Annotated in this window: 17 protein-coding genes and 1 riboswitch; of the genes, 1 reads left to right on the top strand and 16 read right to left on the bottom strand. The window is 51.3% G+C overall.

Annotation, left to right across the window (positions count from 1 at the left end):
• Positions 1 to 17: 17 nt before the first annotated feature.
• The 7 genes from FN001_RS18240 to FN001_RS16675 form a co-directional block, all read right to left on the bottom strand.
• Positions 18 to 176 carry a hypothetical protein gene (locus FN001_RS18240; RefSeq protein ID WP_185911973.1) on the bottom strand — a complete coding sequence of 53 codons (159 nt, stop codon included), beginning with the start codon at positions 174 to 176 and terminating at the stop codon, positions 18 to 20.
• 451 nt (positions 177 to 627) lie between these two features.
• Positions 628 to 963, bottom strand: coding sequence for a hypothetical protein (locus tag FN001_RS16700; protein ID WP_118320958.1), 336 nt, complete (start codon positions 961 to 963; stop codon positions 628 to 630).
• Between the two features lie 70 nt (positions 964 to 1,033).
• Positions 1,034 to 1,786 (bottom strand): 4-hydroxy-tetrahydrodipicolinate reductase, encoded by a 753-nt coding sequence (dapB, locus tag FN001_RS16695; RefSeq protein WP_118296741.1) that lies wholly within the window; start codon positions 1,784 to 1,786, stop codon positions 1,034 to 1,036.
• Positions 1,787 to 1,864: 78 nt separating this feature from the next.
• Positions 1,865 to 2,749 carry a 4-hydroxy-tetrahydrodipicolinate synthase gene (gene dapA, locus FN001_RS16690; RefSeq protein WP_142412593.1) on the bottom strand — a complete coding sequence of 295 codons (885 nt, stop codon included), beginning with the start codon at positions 2,747 to 2,749 and terminating at the stop codon, positions 1,865 to 1,867.
• 86 nt (positions 2,750 to 2,835) lie between these two features.
• Positions 2,836 to 3,017: riboswitch (Lysine riboswitch) on the bottom strand.
• Positions 3,018 to 3,028: 11 nt separating this feature from the next.
• The gene (locus tag FN001_RS16685) at positions 3,029 to 3,568 is read right to left on the bottom strand and encodes a cob(I)yrinic acid a,c-diamide adenosyltransferase (RefSeq protein WP_142412592.1); all 540 of its coding nucleotides are present in this window, start codon (positions 3,566 to 3,568) and stop codon (positions 3,029 to 3,031) included.
• 176 nt (positions 3,569 to 3,744) lie between these two features.
• Entirely contained in the window at positions 3,745 to 4,383 is a 639-nt protein-coding gene (locus FN001_RS16680; protein WP_142412591.1) for a single-stranded DNA-binding protein, read from the bottom strand.
• Positions 4,380 to 4,664, bottom strand: coding sequence for a hypothetical protein (locus tag FN001_RS16675; protein ID WP_142412590.1), 285 nt, complete (start codon positions 4,662 to 4,664; stop codon positions 4,380 to 4,382). Before FN001_RS16675 ends, FN001_RS16680 begins: the two co-directional genes overlap by 4 nt.
• Positions 4,665 to 4,866: 202 nt before the next feature.
• Here FN001_RS16675 and FN001_RS16670 point away from each other — a divergent pair, with 202 nt between their 5' ends.
• Positions 4,867 to 5,736, top strand: coding sequence for a YihY/virulence factor BrkB family protein (locus tag FN001_RS16670; RefSeq protein WP_142412589.1), 870 nt, complete (start codon positions 4,867 to 4,869; stop codon positions 5,734 to 5,736).
• A 31-nt stretch (positions 5,737 to 5,767) separates the two neighbouring features.
• Here FN001_RS16670 and FN001_RS16665 read toward each other — a convergent pair whose 3' ends face one another.
• The 9 genes from FN001_RS16665 to ruvA form a co-directional block, all read right to left on the bottom strand.
• Complete coding sequence (locus tag FN001_RS16665) at positions 5,768 to 6,574, bottom strand: amidohydrolase family protein (RefSeq protein ID WP_142412588.1); 807 nt, start codon at positions 6,572 to 6,574, stop codon at positions 5,768 to 5,770.
• Positions 6,575 to 6,739: 165 nt separating this feature from the next.
• Positions 6,740 to 7,192, bottom strand: a complete 453-nt coding sequence (locus FN001_RS16660) for an NUDIX hydrolase (protein WP_118296753.1) — start codon at positions 7,190 to 7,192, stop codon at positions 6,740 to 6,742.
• Between the two features lie 344 nt (positions 7,193 to 7,536).
• Positions 7,537 to 8,553 carry a UDP-glucose 4-epimerase GalE gene (gene galE, locus FN001_RS16655; protein WP_142412587.1) on the bottom strand — a complete coding sequence of 339 codons (1,017 nt, stop codon included), beginning with the start codon at positions 8,551 to 8,553 and terminating at the stop codon, positions 7,537 to 7,539.
• A 189-nt stretch (positions 8,554 to 8,742) separates the two neighbouring features.
• Positions 8,743 to 10,173: a peptidoglycan D,D-transpeptidase FtsI family protein gene (locus FN001_RS16650; protein ID WP_243122061.1), complete on the bottom strand. Its 1,431-nt coding sequence runs from the start codon at positions 10,171 to 10,173 to the stop codon at positions 8,743 to 8,745.
• Entirely contained in the window at positions 10,160 to 11,494 is a 1,335-nt protein-coding gene (locus FN001_RS16645; RefSeq protein WP_118320953.1) for an FtsW/RodA/SpoVE family cell cycle protein, read from the bottom strand. The genes FN001_RS16650 and FN001_RS16645 overlap by 14 nt, the downstream gene beginning before the upstream one ends.
• A gap of 10 nt (positions 11,495 to 11,504) precedes the next feature.
• The gene (locus tag FN001_RS16640) at positions 11,505 to 13,724 is read right to left on the bottom strand and encodes a U32 family peptidase (RefSeq protein ID WP_142412586.1); all 2,220 of its coding nucleotides are present in this window, start codon (positions 13,722 to 13,724) and stop codon (positions 11,505 to 11,507) included.
• A 107-nt stretch (positions 13,725 to 13,831) separates the two neighbouring features.
• A complete protein-coding gene (locus tag FN001_RS16635) occupies positions 13,832 to 14,161 on the bottom strand; it encodes a cell division protein ZapA (protein WP_142412585.1) in 330 nt (109 codons plus the stop codon).
• 111 nt (positions 14,162 to 14,272) lie between these two features.
• Positions 14,273 to 15,274, bottom strand: a complete 1,002-nt coding sequence (ruvB, locus tag FN001_RS16630) for a Holliday junction branch migration DNA helicase RuvB (RefSeq protein WP_142412584.1) — start codon at positions 15,272 to 15,274, stop codon at positions 14,273 to 14,275.
• Positions 15,275 to 15,338: 64 nt separating this feature from the next.
• Complete coding sequence (gene ruvA, locus FN001_RS16625) at positions 15,339 to 15,956, bottom strand: Holliday junction branch migration protein RuvA (protein ID WP_118531669.1); 618 nt, start codon at positions 15,954 to 15,956, stop codon at positions 15,339 to 15,341.
• Positions 15,957 to 15,963 lie beyond the last annotated feature (7 nt).

The raw sequence follows: 15,963 nt of genomic DNA, 5'->3' as shown, positions 1-15,963 counted from the left end.
GAAAATCAAGAAAAAGTTCAGTTTCCGGGCGTCCTATGGACTTCTTTGTGAAACCAGAACAAATTTCCGGCTCCTTTTTCGATCCCGATACCATAAATTTCCCCTTCCGTCTCAGAGACAGATTCCCCGGAGTGTCCTGCCTCCAGCTCCGGCACCAGGAAGGTCTTCTCCGTCATCCCGGATCTCGCATACGAGTATGCGAACCAGAGAAGCTCCAGCAGCAAAAGGATCCTTGCAGTCTTTACGGCGGCTTTTCTTATCTTTTCCCTTCGGTATCCGTGTCTCCACGGATGGTATGGACGATACAGATAGCGGATAGCGTTCCCTCCTTTCAGGATTTTTTAGGGTTCGTTTTCACAGTTTCACGGTTTCCTATGTAGTTTTTCAATATGCATTCTTATTATATCTTTTTTCCCGCATTTTCTCAACTGAAAAATGGCCCGCAGGATCATACTGCGGTATTTCACATTCCTGCACACGGGCGGGAATTTTCCGGCCGGAAAATGCCGCATGATACCGTCGCATTGGTTCCCGACATGCCGGTCCGGAATGCAGAGCATCGGCAGAAACATGTTGCAGTACACGGGCATGGGACGCTCGTGTACTGCAACGGTTTCGCGTTCCCTCTTAGTCTGCCCGGGTTGTCTCCCGCGCGCTGCTCTCCGCTCCCGCCGCGGTGGTCCCCGACATGCCGGTCACATCGTCCGTCAGGTTATTGATGCCGTCTCCCACATCATCTACCATGTCCCTCAGGACTCCTCCGCTCTCGCCGGCCGTCTGGGACGGGGCGTTCGTACTCTGGTTCGTGCCATCGGTCCGGCTCTCCATGGTCGTTCCCGCTCCGGCGCTTCCCGTATCCGGAGCCGTGGTCATATTATTTCCGTTCTTTCTTCCGCATGCTGTCATGACGGTCACGGTCATCACAAGAAGCACACATACTCTGATCCATCTGATTTTTCCCATAAAAAATAATCTCCTTTCTACGGCTATTATGTGCCATAGAAAGGAGAAGTATTTTGGAAAAAAACGGATATTAACCAATCACGTCGGACATATCGTAAAGTCCTGCCGGTTTTCCTGCGAGGAATTTCGCAGCCTCCACAGCGCCCTTTGCGAAGATCTCGCGGGAGTAAGCGGTGTGTGTGAAGGTGATGACTTCATCGCGGCCTGCGAACATGATATCATGCTCGCCGACGATGGTGCCGCCGCGCATAGCCTGGATCCCGATCTCCTTCGGATCTCTTGCGACACGCTCGGAGGAACGGTCATATTTATAGTGGTAGGTATTGTCAAGACTCTCATTGATAGCGTCTGCAAGAGCGATGGCTGTTCCGCTCGGCGCGTCGATCTTACGGTTGTGGTGCTTCTCCAGGATCTCGATATCAAATCCTGCTGCCGCAAGGACCGGGGCAACCTCTTTTAATGTCTTCATGAGAAGATTGATCCCGATGGACATATTTGCAGAGCGAAGGACTGCGTCCACTTTGCTCGCCTCTTTTACATGGTTTAACTGATCCTCAGAAAGTCCTGTGGTACATAAAACGACCGGAACCTTCTTCTCCTCACAGTAATCCAGGAGTCCGTCAACCGCTTTCGCTGTGGAGAAGTCGATGATGACATCGGCCTCCGGGCACTCAGCGAGAGATTTGAATACCGGATATCCTGCGTAAGTTTCTGTGTTCATATCCACGCCTGCGACGATCTCGATCGCGTCATCCTTTGAGATAATATCCGTGATCACATGTCCCATCACACCGTGGCATCCATTCATAATTGCTCTGATCATTGTTTTCTCCTCATCTGAAACCGACCGGCAGTGCGCCGCCATGCTGCAGCTCCGCCGCGGCTTTTTTCCTATCGTTTCCTACAGGATACCGAAATCCTGCATTGCCTTCTTTAATACTTCCTGGTGCTGCGGCTCCATCACTGTAAGCGGAAGTCTCGGCTCGCCGACATTCTTACCCATTAAGTTTAACGCTGCCTTTACCGGGATCGGGTTTACCTCAGAGAACAGAGCTTCGATCAGCGGAAGAGCCTTTAACTGGATTCGTCTGCTGGCTTCCACATTGCCTTTGAAGAATTCTGCACATATATCGTGGGTCTGCTTCGGAGCAACGTTGGAGAGAACGGAGATCACGCCCTTTGCGCCGAGCGCCAGCATCGGAACGACCTGGTCATCATTTCCGGAATATACATCCACATATCCGCCGGAAAGCTGGAGGATCTTCGCAACTGCGGAGAAGTTTCCGCTCGCTTCCTTGACTCCGACGATATTCTCGACATTCTTGCAGAGATCAACGATGGTCTCCGGAGCGATGTTGACGCCGGTACGGCTCGGTACGTTATAGAGGATCGCCGGGATCTTGATGGAGTTTGCGATCTTTGTGAAATGTGCCTTTAAGCCATTCTGTGTCGCTTTATTGTAGTACGGGGAGACTAACAGGACACCGTCCGCACCAGCTTCCTCAGCCTCAACGGAAAGTTCAACCGCTGTCTGCGTACAATTGGATCCTGTTCCGGCAACGACCGGAATCCTTCCGTTTACGACTTCGCATACGAAACGGATCACCTGGATGTGCTCCTCCTCGGATGTTGTCGCGGACTCGCCTGTGGTTCCCATCGCTACGATACAATCAGTTCCGCCTGCGATCTGTTCCTCGATCAGGCTTTCCAGTACCTCATAATTTACTGATCCATTTTCCTTAAATGGCGTTACAAGCGCTACGCCGGCTCCTTCAAAAATAGCCATACTGCGTCCTCCTCTTTATTATGTAAAATATCATGTCAAAAGAAAAGGAGCTGAGATCAAATAAGATGTCAGCTCCCGGATCTTCCAGATTAAGCAGCCCTCCATCTTTTTCTAAAGATGACAGTCATACGATTCTTCACCGCATGCCCAGAAACGGGAACCCTAGGGACTTATTTTCCTGTCTCTTCGGCGCCCTCCCCTTTTCTCCGGCAGCCATTTCCCTCTATCTGCCGGTCTACTCATGTCAGGCGCGACCTCTACTTATCATTTATGGTATCATCATTCCTGATGATTGTCAATGTCTATGTTTTCTGCCTGTGAAATCCGTAAATTCTTTCCTATGGAAACTACAGAAATTTCATCCACATACTTCTCGATTCCCTCCGGACACACACGCCCGGTCATGACCAGATCGGTCTCCTCATCTCTTGCCTCAAGGAAACTCCGGAATTCTTCGGCTGAGATGATCCCCTGGTCCACGATCCCAAGGATCTCATCCAGGATCAGAACGTCACACTCCCCCGTTGTCATTACCTTTTTCGCGAAATTGAAGCCGTTTCGCAGATTCATCAGTTCCTCGTGCTTCTGCTCCTCCGGAAGGTCCTCAAACCGTTCCTTTGAATGTTCGAAGCAGAAAAATTTCAGATCCGGCTCCAGACGTTTTAAAACGTCCGCCGCTTCCTCTCCGATCATTCCTTTCAGGAACTGTACCATAATGACCCTTTTTCCGCGGAAAACTCCCATCATTGCGTATCCAAGCGCCGATGCGGACTTTCCGTTACCCGCTCCGCAGATCACACGGACTCTGCCACTTGCCATGATCATTCCCTCTCTTTGTGTATACCATTCGCTGAAGCTTTTCAAGGCTTCTGCTATGCTATATTATCACACCTTACTTCCGTTTGCAAGAGATTTGCCTGTATGCCGGCGGGATCCGGACGGCAGTATGCTGCAGTACACGGACACTCCATACCCGTGCACTGCAGCAGGATCTTCTACACTTCTGCGTGTTCCGCGCATTCCAGTTTGCTCACGGATACCTCGTACGCCACGCGTTTCTCGCACTCTGTATCACTGACTTTTTTTGTGTACTCCCTGCTCTGGACACGCCCCCAGATCAGGATCCTTGTTCCGACGCCGAATCCGGATGCATATCTCGCGTTCCTGCCCCAGGCGATGCACGGGATATAGTCAGATTTTCCGTACGGCCGGTTCACTGCCACGAGAAGATCCGCGATCTCTCTTCCGAGCGGGGTCTTCCGGTAGACCGGCTCCTTGCATATGTACCCGTCCAGGAAGATCTGGTTCGTCTTCGTATAATCCGTGAACTCCTCCATGAAACGGACTTCTCTGACAAACACAGACAGGACCAGACGGTTTTTCGTCCCCTCATGGCGGTTGTAGGAGCGGAACTGTCCGGAAGCTTCCATTGTACAGCCCCGGTAATCTTTCGTCACATCGATCAGACGTTCTGATATCATAAGCGGGATCGTGTCCGCCTGCTCACTCAAACGATTTACGAGAAGATCCACCAGATAGAATCCTTCCCCGAACACTGCATGACTGAATGTGAATCCTGAAACGATCGTTCCGATTACGGTTACTTTGTTGTTCTCCATTCCTTTTTCTGTCATAGTATTTTCTCCTTTTTGATTGTTTTTTCCGCTATACAGCTTTTACCGTATATTTGTATGTAATCAGAACGTATTTCAGAACCGTTTTGTGTCCGTTTTTTCCCTGTTTTTGTCGACAATGCTCCTTTTGTTTTTCCGGTTTCTGACAGGATCCCCCCATTTTTACCATATGCAGGCAGAATTATTACTTTTCGCGGATCAGAATTTTCCGAGCTGAAAATCCCGGACAATGCAGTTACGACGGCAGATTTTCCCTGGAACTCTTCACGGGACCTCTTCATTTTTGCCTGTACTTGTTATTTTTTTCTGTTCATGTTAATATTTTATAAAAATCGTCGTAACTGTTCAGTACCCTCACCGTTACGGGCAAAAATCCATTCCGGATCGGCTCCGCCGATGGGATTTCTGCCTTCCACTCTATGAATATATGAAAGGACAACAGCCCTGGGATCCCCGGGCTGTTGTGAAAAGGAAAAGACTTTTATGATCCACCTGCTTCTCTTCGGACGACAGGTCTATTTGAAATATTCTGCGGACGAAATGTCCGTATATGCCGCACAGGCATCATTTTTCATCATCATGGCGGCATTCCCGTTTTTCATGGTCCTCCTGGCCCTGATCCAGGTCGCTCCTATGATCCACGAGGCGGACCTTCTCCGCTTTCTGCTCCCGGCGATCCCGGACCGCTTTCGCGGACTCCTGATCTACCTTCTGGACAGTCTGCGCTCCGACTCCCCGGCAGCCCTGATCTCCGTGACTGCGCTGGCAGCCATCTGGTCCGCATCAAAGGGGATGCTCGGGATCGAAAAGGGCTTAAACCGGGTATTTGGGGTCACGTCCCCGCGGAATTATATTCTCCGCAGGGCACTCTGCAGCGTTTACACGCTCTGTTTTTCCCTGATGTGCGTGGCAAGTCTCGCACTCCTCGTCTTCGGAAGCTTCCTTCAGGGAATGCTCTTAAAATGGATCCCTGCCCTGGCGTACCTCTCGGGAACGATCTCCCTGTGCCGCGGTCTTGTCATGTTTTTCATGCTGACGATCTTTTTTATTGCGCTTTACACTGCGCTTCCGCACCGCAGGCTTTCAATCCCCGGACAGATCCCCGGTGCAATGTTCTCCGCCGCAGGCTGGGCACTCACTTCCCTGGCATTCTCTGTCTACTTCCGGTATTTCGGCTCATACGCTGTCACCTACGGAAGTCTGACCGCCGTGATCCTTTTTATGCTGTGGCTCTATGCCTCCATCTGCATTCTGTTTGTAGGGGCGGAGATCAACTGGTTTCTGCTGTTTTACAGGGAAAGGATCCAAATTTCACAGAAGAAAACTGCCTCGGATCCTACTACAAAGATTTGAGTTTCAGACCGGCCGGTCTGCGGAGCAATTCTTAAAATCCGTAGATCCTCTTTGCATTCTCGTAAAAGACTTTCTCCCACTCTTTCTCCGGGATCAGCCACTTTACGACCTCGATGTAATCTCCGTAATTGGCTAACGGCCAGTCGGTTCCAAACATGAACTTCTCATACTGGCTGCAATAGGAGATCCAGGTCTTCAGCGTGTCAAAATATCCTCTCTGCTGTTCTAAAAGCTTTGGAAAATCGATCTTTCCCTCCAGAAGTCCGGAGAGATCCGTCATCACATTCTCATTTTTCTCCACGACAGCCGCCGCATCCATGAGCCACGGATTTCCGAAATGGCACATCACGAACGTCACATCCGGATGGCGGACTGCTGCCTCATCCAGGGTCAGCGGGTGGCTGTACTTTAAGTAAGCGCGGGAACCGGCCGTCTGCCCCATGTGGATCGCAACCGGCTTATTATATGCCTTTGCAAGCTCATAGACCGGCTCATACACTTCATCCGTCACATACGCTTTATTGTAGCCGGGATACAGCTTGATCCCGACGCAGTCCTCCCGCTTTAAGTTTGCCTCCACCTGGTCCAGGCTCTTCTTTTTATCCTGACTCACCAGAAAATCCCGGTCAAGTCCGACACAGTATTTCAGGAAATCCGGGTAGGAATGTGCCGCCGGATCAACGCCGCGGTTTCCCATAACGACACCGCCGACGATCCCGTATTTCTGATAGACTCTCCTTAAATCTTCTTCTGTATTTTTATGTTCCGCCCGCACCGCGATCTCCTGAAAATAAGGATTCTCCGGCACAAAGTGAAGATGTGCATCAATAATTTTCATATTCTCACTCCTCATGTCTTTCCCTGTACTGTTTTGCTGCACTTGCTGATTTCCGGTCTTCATATACAGCAAAAACCTCTGTTTCCAGAGGTTTTGCCGGTTGCTTTTCACGGTCAGGAATCTTCCTGACCGAAAATTCTGCATGACACAGTTTTGATCCCGGGATCAGAAATATTTCTTGCTGCCCCAGAGATTACATCTTTTCAGATCCAGATATTCGTGGTAGGCTTTCTCCAGGATCTGCTTCTCATTTGAGAATTTCAGAAGGTGGTACGCCTCATAATATTTATAATATCCGGAGTCTACGAAGTACTCTTCACGCTGTGGTTTACTGTAATAACTGTCCGCCATCATCAGATACCAGTGGACTTCCTTGTCGACGGTATCCTGAGGCGTGTTAAATGAATACTGGCTCTTTCCGATGTACTTGATGATCTGGGCCTGAACCCCGGTCTCCTCTTTCACCTCTCTGAGAGCCGTTTCTTTAAACTCTTCTCCTGCTTCCACAGTTCCTTTCGGCAAAACCCATCCTTCATACTTATTTCTGTAGTTCTTATAGAGGACCAGGATCTTGCCCCGAAATATAACCACACCGCCACAGCTCGTTGCTTCTATCATCGCAATTTCCTCCTGACAGGCATTCAAGGGACTCCGCTAAAAGCAGATTCCGCAGGTGTGTTTTTAACTGTGTTTAGTATACTTCTTTTTATCCGTGTTTGCAACCACGTTTTCTCTGACCCTGACACCAGGAGGCATGTGCCAAGGTACATTCGGGCGTCTCGCGCGGTCGCCTGCGACAACCTTCCTCTTCGCGCGAGTACTCATCTTAGGGAGGCAGTGCCCTTTTTTAACAGGAAGTTCCATCGGTATTTCCTGTTAAAAAGAAAACTCCGGCAGGAATATCGACATTCCGCCGGAGTTTTCACATCCGTGACCATTTTCAGGTCGCCTGTTGTTTTCTTTTATGAACGATATCCGTTCGGGTTTTTGGACTGCCAGTTCCATGCATCACGGCACATATCATCGAGTGTTCTCTTTGCTTCCCAGCCGAGCTCCTCTTTCGCCTTTGTCGCATCGGAATAGCAGGTCGCGATATCTCCCGCGCGGCGCGGCTTGATCACATACGGGATCTCTTTTCCGACCGCCTTTGAGAATGCGTGGATCACATCGAGAACACTGTATCCGTGACCGGTTCCGAGATTATAGATATATACCGCCGGCTTGTCCTCAAATTTCTTTAACGCCTTTACATGACCTTCCGCAAGATCCATCACATGGATATAATCGCGGACGCCCGTTCCGTCCGGAGTATCGTAGTCGTTTCCGAATACGCCGACCTCTTTTAACTTTCCGATCGCAACCTGAGTGATGTACGGTGTCAGGTTGTTCGGGATTCCCTCCGGATCCTCGCCGATCAGGCCGCTCTCATGAGCTCCAACCGGGTTGAAGTAGCGGAGCAGGATCACATTCCACTCCGGATCTGCCTTCTGCATATCGGTAAGAATCTGCTCCAGCATGCTCTTCGTCTGTCCATACGGGTTTGTGCACTGTCCCTTCGGGCACTCCTCGGTGATCGGGACGAACGCCGGGTCTCCGTATACGGTAGCGGAGGAGCTGAAGATGATCTTCTTCACGCCATGCTTTCTCATCACGTCGAGAAGAATCAGCGTACCGGTGATATTGTTGTGGTAATATTCCCACGGTTTTGCCACGGACTCGCCGACTGCCTTTAATCCAGCGAAATGGATCACTGCGTCGATCTTCTCCGCGTCAAAGATCTTTTCCATCGCATCACGGTCCAGCATATCCGCCTTGTAGAATGTGATATCCTTTCCTGTGAGCTGTTTTACTCTTTTCAATGACTCTTCCGACGCATTGTAGAGATTATCAAAAACTACGACCTCATGTCCCTGCTCTAAAAGTGCCAGACATGTATGGCTTCCGATATATCCTGCGCCGCCGGTTACTAAAATTCTCATGATGAACCCTCCCCGAATTTTGCCGTTCTGAGATACGGTTATTTTACTTTTTCGTTATCATTTTAACACCGTTGCAGATAAAAGGGAATATCATTTTTCTTTTATCCTATACAGATTTCTTTGTTACTCTTCACGGGTAGGAATTTTCTGAACTGAAAATTCCGTATGATACTGTAACATTTCTTTCCTTTACTGCAGCCACGCGTCAAACAATTTCGCCGCGATCGGAGCCGCAGTGTGTCCGCCGGAACCGCCTTCCTCGACGATCACGCAGACTGCGATCTTCGGATCATCCGCCGGAGCAAAGCCTACAAACCAGGCGTGGGTCTCTTTTGCCTTGTCGACTTCCGCAGATCCTGTCTTTCCTGCCACCTGGTAGGAATCCCGCTTCAGGGCGGATCCTGTTCCGACGTTGACAACCTGTACCATCAGATTCTTTAAGGCGTCCGCCTCGTTCGGTACCATCAGTTCTCCCGCTACTGACGGGGAAAACTTCCGGATCACATCGCCGCCGGAATTTTCCACATGATCCATCAGATACGGTTTCATCAGAATCCCGCCGTTCGCGATCGCTGCAGTGATCAGGAGGTTATGCATCGGGGACATCAGTGTCTGTCCCTGTCCGATACTTGTCTGCAGGACTTCCCATGTCTCTGCGTCCGGCTGCATCTTGAAGGTGCTCCTGCTGTACGGAATGTCGAGCGGCAGACTCCGGTTAAACAGCAGCTGCTCCGCAAGATTCCGGTAGCTTGTCAGATCAAGCTCTGTGCCGAGGTTCGCGAACGCTCCGTTGCAGGAGTTTGCAAACGCCTGCGTAAAGTCCTGGGACCCATGAGCCGTCTTGTGGTAGCACTGGATCTTATTATTCTCAAAGGAAAAGATCCCGCTGCAGTCAAAGTGATAGTCATTGTATGTGCCCGGGTGCTCTCTCATATACTCCAGGGCCGTAACGATTTTGAAGGTGGAGCCCGGCGGGTAAAGTCCCTGGGTCACACGGTTCAACATTTTTGCCTCCGTGCTGTCCCCGTTTACAAGATCCTGCCAGTTTGCCGCCACCGTGTTCGGATCGAACGACGGTTTTGACACCATGCAGAGGATCTTTCCGGTATCCGGCTCGATGGCAATGACCGCTCCCCGGTTCTTTCCGAGTGCGTCCGAGGCGATCTGCTGCAGATTCACATTTAAGGTTGTCACCACATTGTCACCGACGCTCTTTCTCCCCATGATCTCATCCGCCGTCTGCTCGATCAGGTTTGTATGGGACCGCAGGAGGTCAAAGTTTGCCAGCGACTCGATCCCGGTCTTTCCCACCGTCGAATATCCCACCACATGGGCAAACAGACTGCCGTATGGGTACTCACGGGTCTCTGTCCCGTCAGAACCGGTCGCTGTCACGGTCCTCGCGAGCACGGTCCCGTCATCGGCAAGGATCTTTCCGCGGGTGACCCGGTCCTCGAAGATCGTCGCTCTGGCATTGTAAGGATTGTCGATCACCGTATCGCTCTTCACAACGAGAAAGTATCCCAGATAGATCCCCATCGCCAGAAATAAAAATACTGCTGCATACACAAACCAGAGGATATTCCGGTTTGCTTTCGGATTCGGTTTACTCTTCTTCACTTGAATGTTCCTCCTCCTCTTCTTCTCCGCGTTTTAAGACGTAGAGTCCCTGAATGACCTGGAATATGATAAATGTGGAGACGATGGAACTTCCGCCGTAGCTCACAAGCGGAAGCGTCACACCCGTCGACGGGATAAACTTTGTCACACCGCCGATCGTCAGGAACACCTGTGTGATATAGACGCTTCCAAGCCCGAATGCAATCAGTTTGTAGAACATCGCCTGCATCTTCATCGCGATCATCATGAACTGCATATAGCAGCCAAGGCACAAAAACAGAACACAGAGCGCATAGAGCGCTCCCATCTCCTCGGAGATCGCTGCAAAGACAAAATCCTTGTCCACCACCGGGATCTTCTCCGGCATTCCGCGGTATAATCCCATTCCGAACCAGCCGCCTGTTCCGATCGCGAACAGCGCCTGGGCAACCTGGTAGCCCTTGTTCGCGATATCAGACCACGGATCCGCCCAGGCCTCCACACGTCTTCTCACATGCGGGAAAAGGTAGTAAGCCGCGACCGCTGCAACGGATCCGCCTGCGATGCCTGCACCGAACCACAGATAACTGGATGTCGCGACAAAGAGCATCGTCATATAGGCCACGAAAAAGATCAGCGCACTTCCCAGGTCCTTCGAGAGCACCAGGACCAGAACATGGACCGCCGCAACAACGGTCGTCTTAATGATCGTGTCCCGGTCTGTCGACTGGTAGAACATGGCAGCCACAAAGAATACAAAGCTGATCTTTACAAACTCGGATGGCTGCACCGTAAATCCCCCGAACGTCAGGGAGAGCTGGGCTCCGTAGGAAGTATTTCCGATCACGCACACCACGGCGAGGAGCACAAGCCCCAGGATCCCGTAGACCCACGGAAACGTGACAAGCTGCCACACCCGGTCGATGATGAACGGGATGATCCATGTCACGACTGCTGCCACCGCAACGATCGCAAACTGACGCATCGCCCGGTCGGGATTCAGTCTTGTCAGGATAATAAATCCCGTTGCCAGGAGCGTGCACATATTGTTGACGAGAAGCCTAGAGCTATTCCGGTAAAACAGGCGGGTCAGATAGATATACAGCAGGAAAAACAGCACCTGCGCCCCATAAAAGGCCAGCATCGTCACAGATCCCGTATTCAGCCAGATCAGGACATTCGCCAGAAAGTGAAGCATAAACAGGCACACGAGCTGACGCCCGCAGACGCGGTCTTTTCCCTCCTCATCCCGCACAGAAAAGAAACGGAAATTGTAATAGGTATCCAGGGCAATGAGAAGGATCATCAGGTATCTCGATATTTGTATGATCAGATTCGTCAAAAATTATCACCTACTCTACTCCGCGCTTAAAATGTCCGCGCGTAAACTGATTTTTCAAAACAGACGGTTCTGCTGCCTTTTCTCCCAGAGCGTACTCCTCGAAAAACGCGTCCAGGATCTCGCCCGCAACCGCCGGTTCCTCTACCGTAAAGTTCAGGCGGAGCGCCTTCGGTCCGAGTCCTTCCACCGAAGCCGAAAGTCCAAGAAGAGAAAGCGGAGCCGAGTTGTAGATCGTGTTATAACAAAAACGGCACTGATTCACCACCGGGAAACGCATCTCTTTGCGGTCCTTCAGCCACATGATCTCCGGTTTTCCGGAACATCCGAGCGTCGTCTTCCTGATACACTGTGCGGAGATCATCATCGGCAGATAGCCGTATACGATCATCTCTCCGTGGATCCCGGAATCCCGGATCTCCCGCTCATTCAACTCCACAGGAACGGTCAGACGGTCTGCCCCGTACCGCTCCATCGCCTCCCCGGCCAGGTGGTTCCAGGAATACATTCCCTGGTCAAAAAAGAGCGGCAGCCCGACCCCGGCTTCCTTAAGGAATCCCGGTTCTTCCATTGATCCGATCCCGAGAGCGTCAAAACCGGCGTTCTTTAAAAGATCCATCTGCTTTCTAAAATACTGCTCCGCCTCTTTCCGGAAGATTCTCGGCATCATCAGATAACATCTCACTCCGGCCTCATGGCAGCGGTCCGCAAGTTTTTTCCACTCCTGGGCATCAAAGCTCTCCGACGCCAGATAGATCCCGTATTCTCCCGCGGATAATTTCCGGTACATCTTGAACTTCCCGAGAACTGTCTCGAACTGTGCCTTTGTCTGGACAAACGCAGTAAATTCCGGGATCTTTTCCGACGGTTTCCTTACAGGAAGCGTCTCCTCTTCCTTTGTCGGAGGAACTGAGCTGTTTCTCCGATATCCGGAAAGGATCTCTTCCTTAAGTTTTTCCAGGACATCCCGACGCATCTTATTTAACGCCTGTACCGGCATGAACACATTTCCCTCGCACTCCACGGAGAGATCTGTGAAGGTGAACATGGAATCTCCCGTCTTTGAGAGCTGTTTCCGGATGCGCTCCGCGTCCATCGGGGCATTCTTTGCCTCCTCAGCAGGCTGGGATTCCTCCCAGGCCGTATTCCCGGCCTCATCTGACACAGAAAAATATCCCGCGTTTCCAACCGCGATATACGCATTTCCCGTCACCGGGATCTTCTTCTCCGTATTTACATAGGTGCGGTCCAGATAGTCGAAAAGCTCCTGGTTCACGTCGCGGTATTCCGGTTTTTCTTTCAGGACTACCATATCCCGGCCATTGTGGGCTCTGTAATAGCCCTGTGACTGCCCGCCGCGGTCAAAAAGGGCGAGCAGGGCGTCACGGTCCGCCTGGTCTACATGGTACCCGGCGCGGCCCTCTTTTAAATAGAGGTCCACATATTTCCGGTAAATGCTCACGACACCGGCCGTATAGCGCGGGCTCTTCATCCGTCCCTCGATCTTTAAGGAACAGACTCCTGCTTCCAGGATATCCGGGATCAGATCCAGGGTGCAGAGGTCCTTTAAGCTTAAAAGATACTTCTCGTTCTTTTTATTGACATATTTTCCATTCTGCTCCGCGTCAAAAGGCAGACGGCAGGTCTGGGCACAACGCCCTCTGTTTCCGCTGCGCCCGCCGATCAGGCTTGAAAACAGGCACTGGCCGGAATAGCAGTAGCAGAGCGCCCCGTGGACGAACGTCTCCACCTCAAGCCCTGTATCATCATAGATCTCGCGGATCTCCTTCAGTGAAAGCTCTCTCGCCGGGACCACGCGGACAGCGCCTAACGACTTTAAGTCCCTCGCGCTGTACTTTCCCGTCACGGTCATCTGGGTACTGATATGCACCGGCAGATCCGGAAAGTGTTTCCGGATATAGGTGAGTGCGCCCATGTCCTGGACCAGGACAGCGTCCAGCCCCGCCTCGTAATATGGTTTCAGATAGGAATACAGATCCCACATTTCTTTTTCTTTGACGAGAGTATTGACTGTCATATAGATCCTGCATCCGTGAAGGTGCATAAAATCGATCGCCTTTACCATCGTCTCCTCATCCAGGTTGTTCGCATAAGCACGCGCGCCAAACCGGCTTCCGCCGATGTAGACTGCGTCCGCTCCCGCGTTCACCGCTGCCACCATACTCTCGTAGGAGCCGGCCGGTGCGAGGATCTCAACCATTCTATTTTTCATGTCCTCTCCTTCTACATATCCGGATCCGCCTGCCGCCAACATCCAGCGGCTGCAGATCCGCACATATTTACAGTCACATTCCCGGGGACAACCCGTATTTTCCCCGGCTAGTCCTCTTTCTTGGCAGCCTCCTGCTTCATCTGAAGGCTGATCAGCTCATGTTTCAGGCTGTAGATCTCTTTCTCCATCTCATCCTTCTGGGCGCGCAGCATCATCGCTTCCTGAAGCGTCTTAAAATAATCATCCGCAAGATTTAAGTAGATCATGACTTCCTGATAATCTTTGTTCTGTCTTGTAAAACCCGGCTGCGCCTTTAATACGGCAACCTTTTCATTGATATAGGCAGCCACTTTCTGCAGATATTCCGGGTCTTCCGCTCCGCCCAGTGTATAGACGTTTCCATTGATCAGTACTTCTGTATAATTCTTCTCTTCCATTCCAATATTCCTCACTTTTCTCCCCGCATGACCGTTCTTCTGCCTTCCGGCCAGCGAAAAGATCTATCTTAACTGGTAACTGTTTCATGTTCTCACAGCTGTCATATTTTTTCATTCTTTTGCCGCCTCAAGTCCGAGATGTCTGTAGGCGAGATCTGTCGCCATTCTTCCTCTCGGAGTGCGCATGATGAGCCCGTTCATCAGAAGATACGGCTCATATACGTCTTCTAACGTCCCGGAATCCTCCCCGATCGACGCTGCTAACGTCTCCAGTCCCACCGGACCGCCGGAGAATTTCTGGATCAGCGTGAGGAGCAAGGTCCTGTCATTATTGTCGAGACCGAGTTTATCGACATCCAGGATATCGAGGGCAAAGTCCGCCACATCTCTTGTGATCGCGCCGTCATATTTTACCTGGGCAAAGTCGCGCACTCTCTTTAAGAGGCGGTTTGCCAGTCTCGGAGTTCCTCTGGATCTTCTGGCGATCTCAAACGCGCCCTCCTCATCGATCTCAACGCCGAGAACCTTCGCGGAGCGCTTTACGATCACACAGAGTTCCTCCGGCGTATAAAATTCCAGCCGCTGGATCACGCCGAAACGGTCACGGAGCGGGGCTGTCAAAAGTCCTGCCCTCGTCGTTGCGCCCACCAGCGTAAATTTTGGAAGATCCAGCCGGATCGAGCGGGCCGAGGAATCTTTTCCCAGCATGATATCGATGGCAAAATCCTCCATCGCGGGATATAATACTTCCTCCACCTGGCGGTTCAGTCTGTGGATCTCATCCACAAACAGGACATCGCCTTCCTGGAGATTATTTAAGATCGCGGCCATCTCCCCCGGTTTCTCGATCGCGGGACCGGAGGTCACTTTCAGATTCACGCCCATCTCGTTCGCGATGATCCCGCAGAGCGTTGTCTTTCCGAGTCCCGGAGGACCATAGAAAAGCACATGATCGAGCGCCTCCCCGCGGCTCTTCGCCGCATCGATGAAAATCTTCAATGTAGATTTGATCTTCTCCTGACCGATATAATCTTTTAAATATTGCGGGCGCAGAGTCCCATCTATTTTCTTATCTTCTTCCGTCTCTTCGGTCGTAATGATTTTCCGGCTCATAATATTTCCTATCCTGTCTTAGTTTCTGCTCCTCTGATACCGAATTGCCTCATACGCTGCGGTATCATAAAAACGCAAGATGTTTCAGCGCACCCTTTAACACATCCTCGGAAGTCATCGTTTCCGTGATCGTCACTTTCTTCACGGCCGTCTGTGCCTCGGATGCGGAATATCCGAGTGCCGTGAGTGCCTCCACTGCCTCTTTTCCGGCTTCCGCCATTCCGGAGAATTCCATCTTTCCTGTCTCTTCCGGTTCCACCCCGGCAAACAGGACGTCCTCCGCTTTTACCTTGTCCTTGAGGTCAAGAATGATCCTCTGGGCCGTCTTTGCTCCGACACCGGGTGCCTTTGAGATCGCCTTCGCATCGCCGGAGAGCACCGCCATCCGCAGGACATCCGGCTTCAGGGCAGATAAGATCCCGAGCGCACTCTTCGGTCCCACTCCGTTCACCCCGATCAGCTGGCGGAACATCTCAAGATCCTGTTTCGAGAGAAATCCATAGAGGCTCATTCCGTCCTCGCGCACAGAAAAATAGGTATAGATCTTTACTTCCTCCCCAAGTCCCGGCAGTTCCCCGAGAACCGACGACGGAATAAAGATCCGGTAGCCGATATTTCCCGCCTCGACAACGACGGAATCTTCCCTCTTTTCCTCCAGAGGACCGCGTATATATGAAATCACTGGATGA

Origin of the sequence: Clostridium sp. Marseille-P7770, from assembly GCF_902143525.1 — a bacterium.
Taxonomy (GTDB): domain Bacteria; phylum Bacillota; class Clostridia; order Lachnospirales; family Lachnospiraceae; genus Pilosibacter.
Note: the sequence above shows the minus strand (reverse complement) of the source record. Positions and strands in the feature narration are given on the sequence as shown.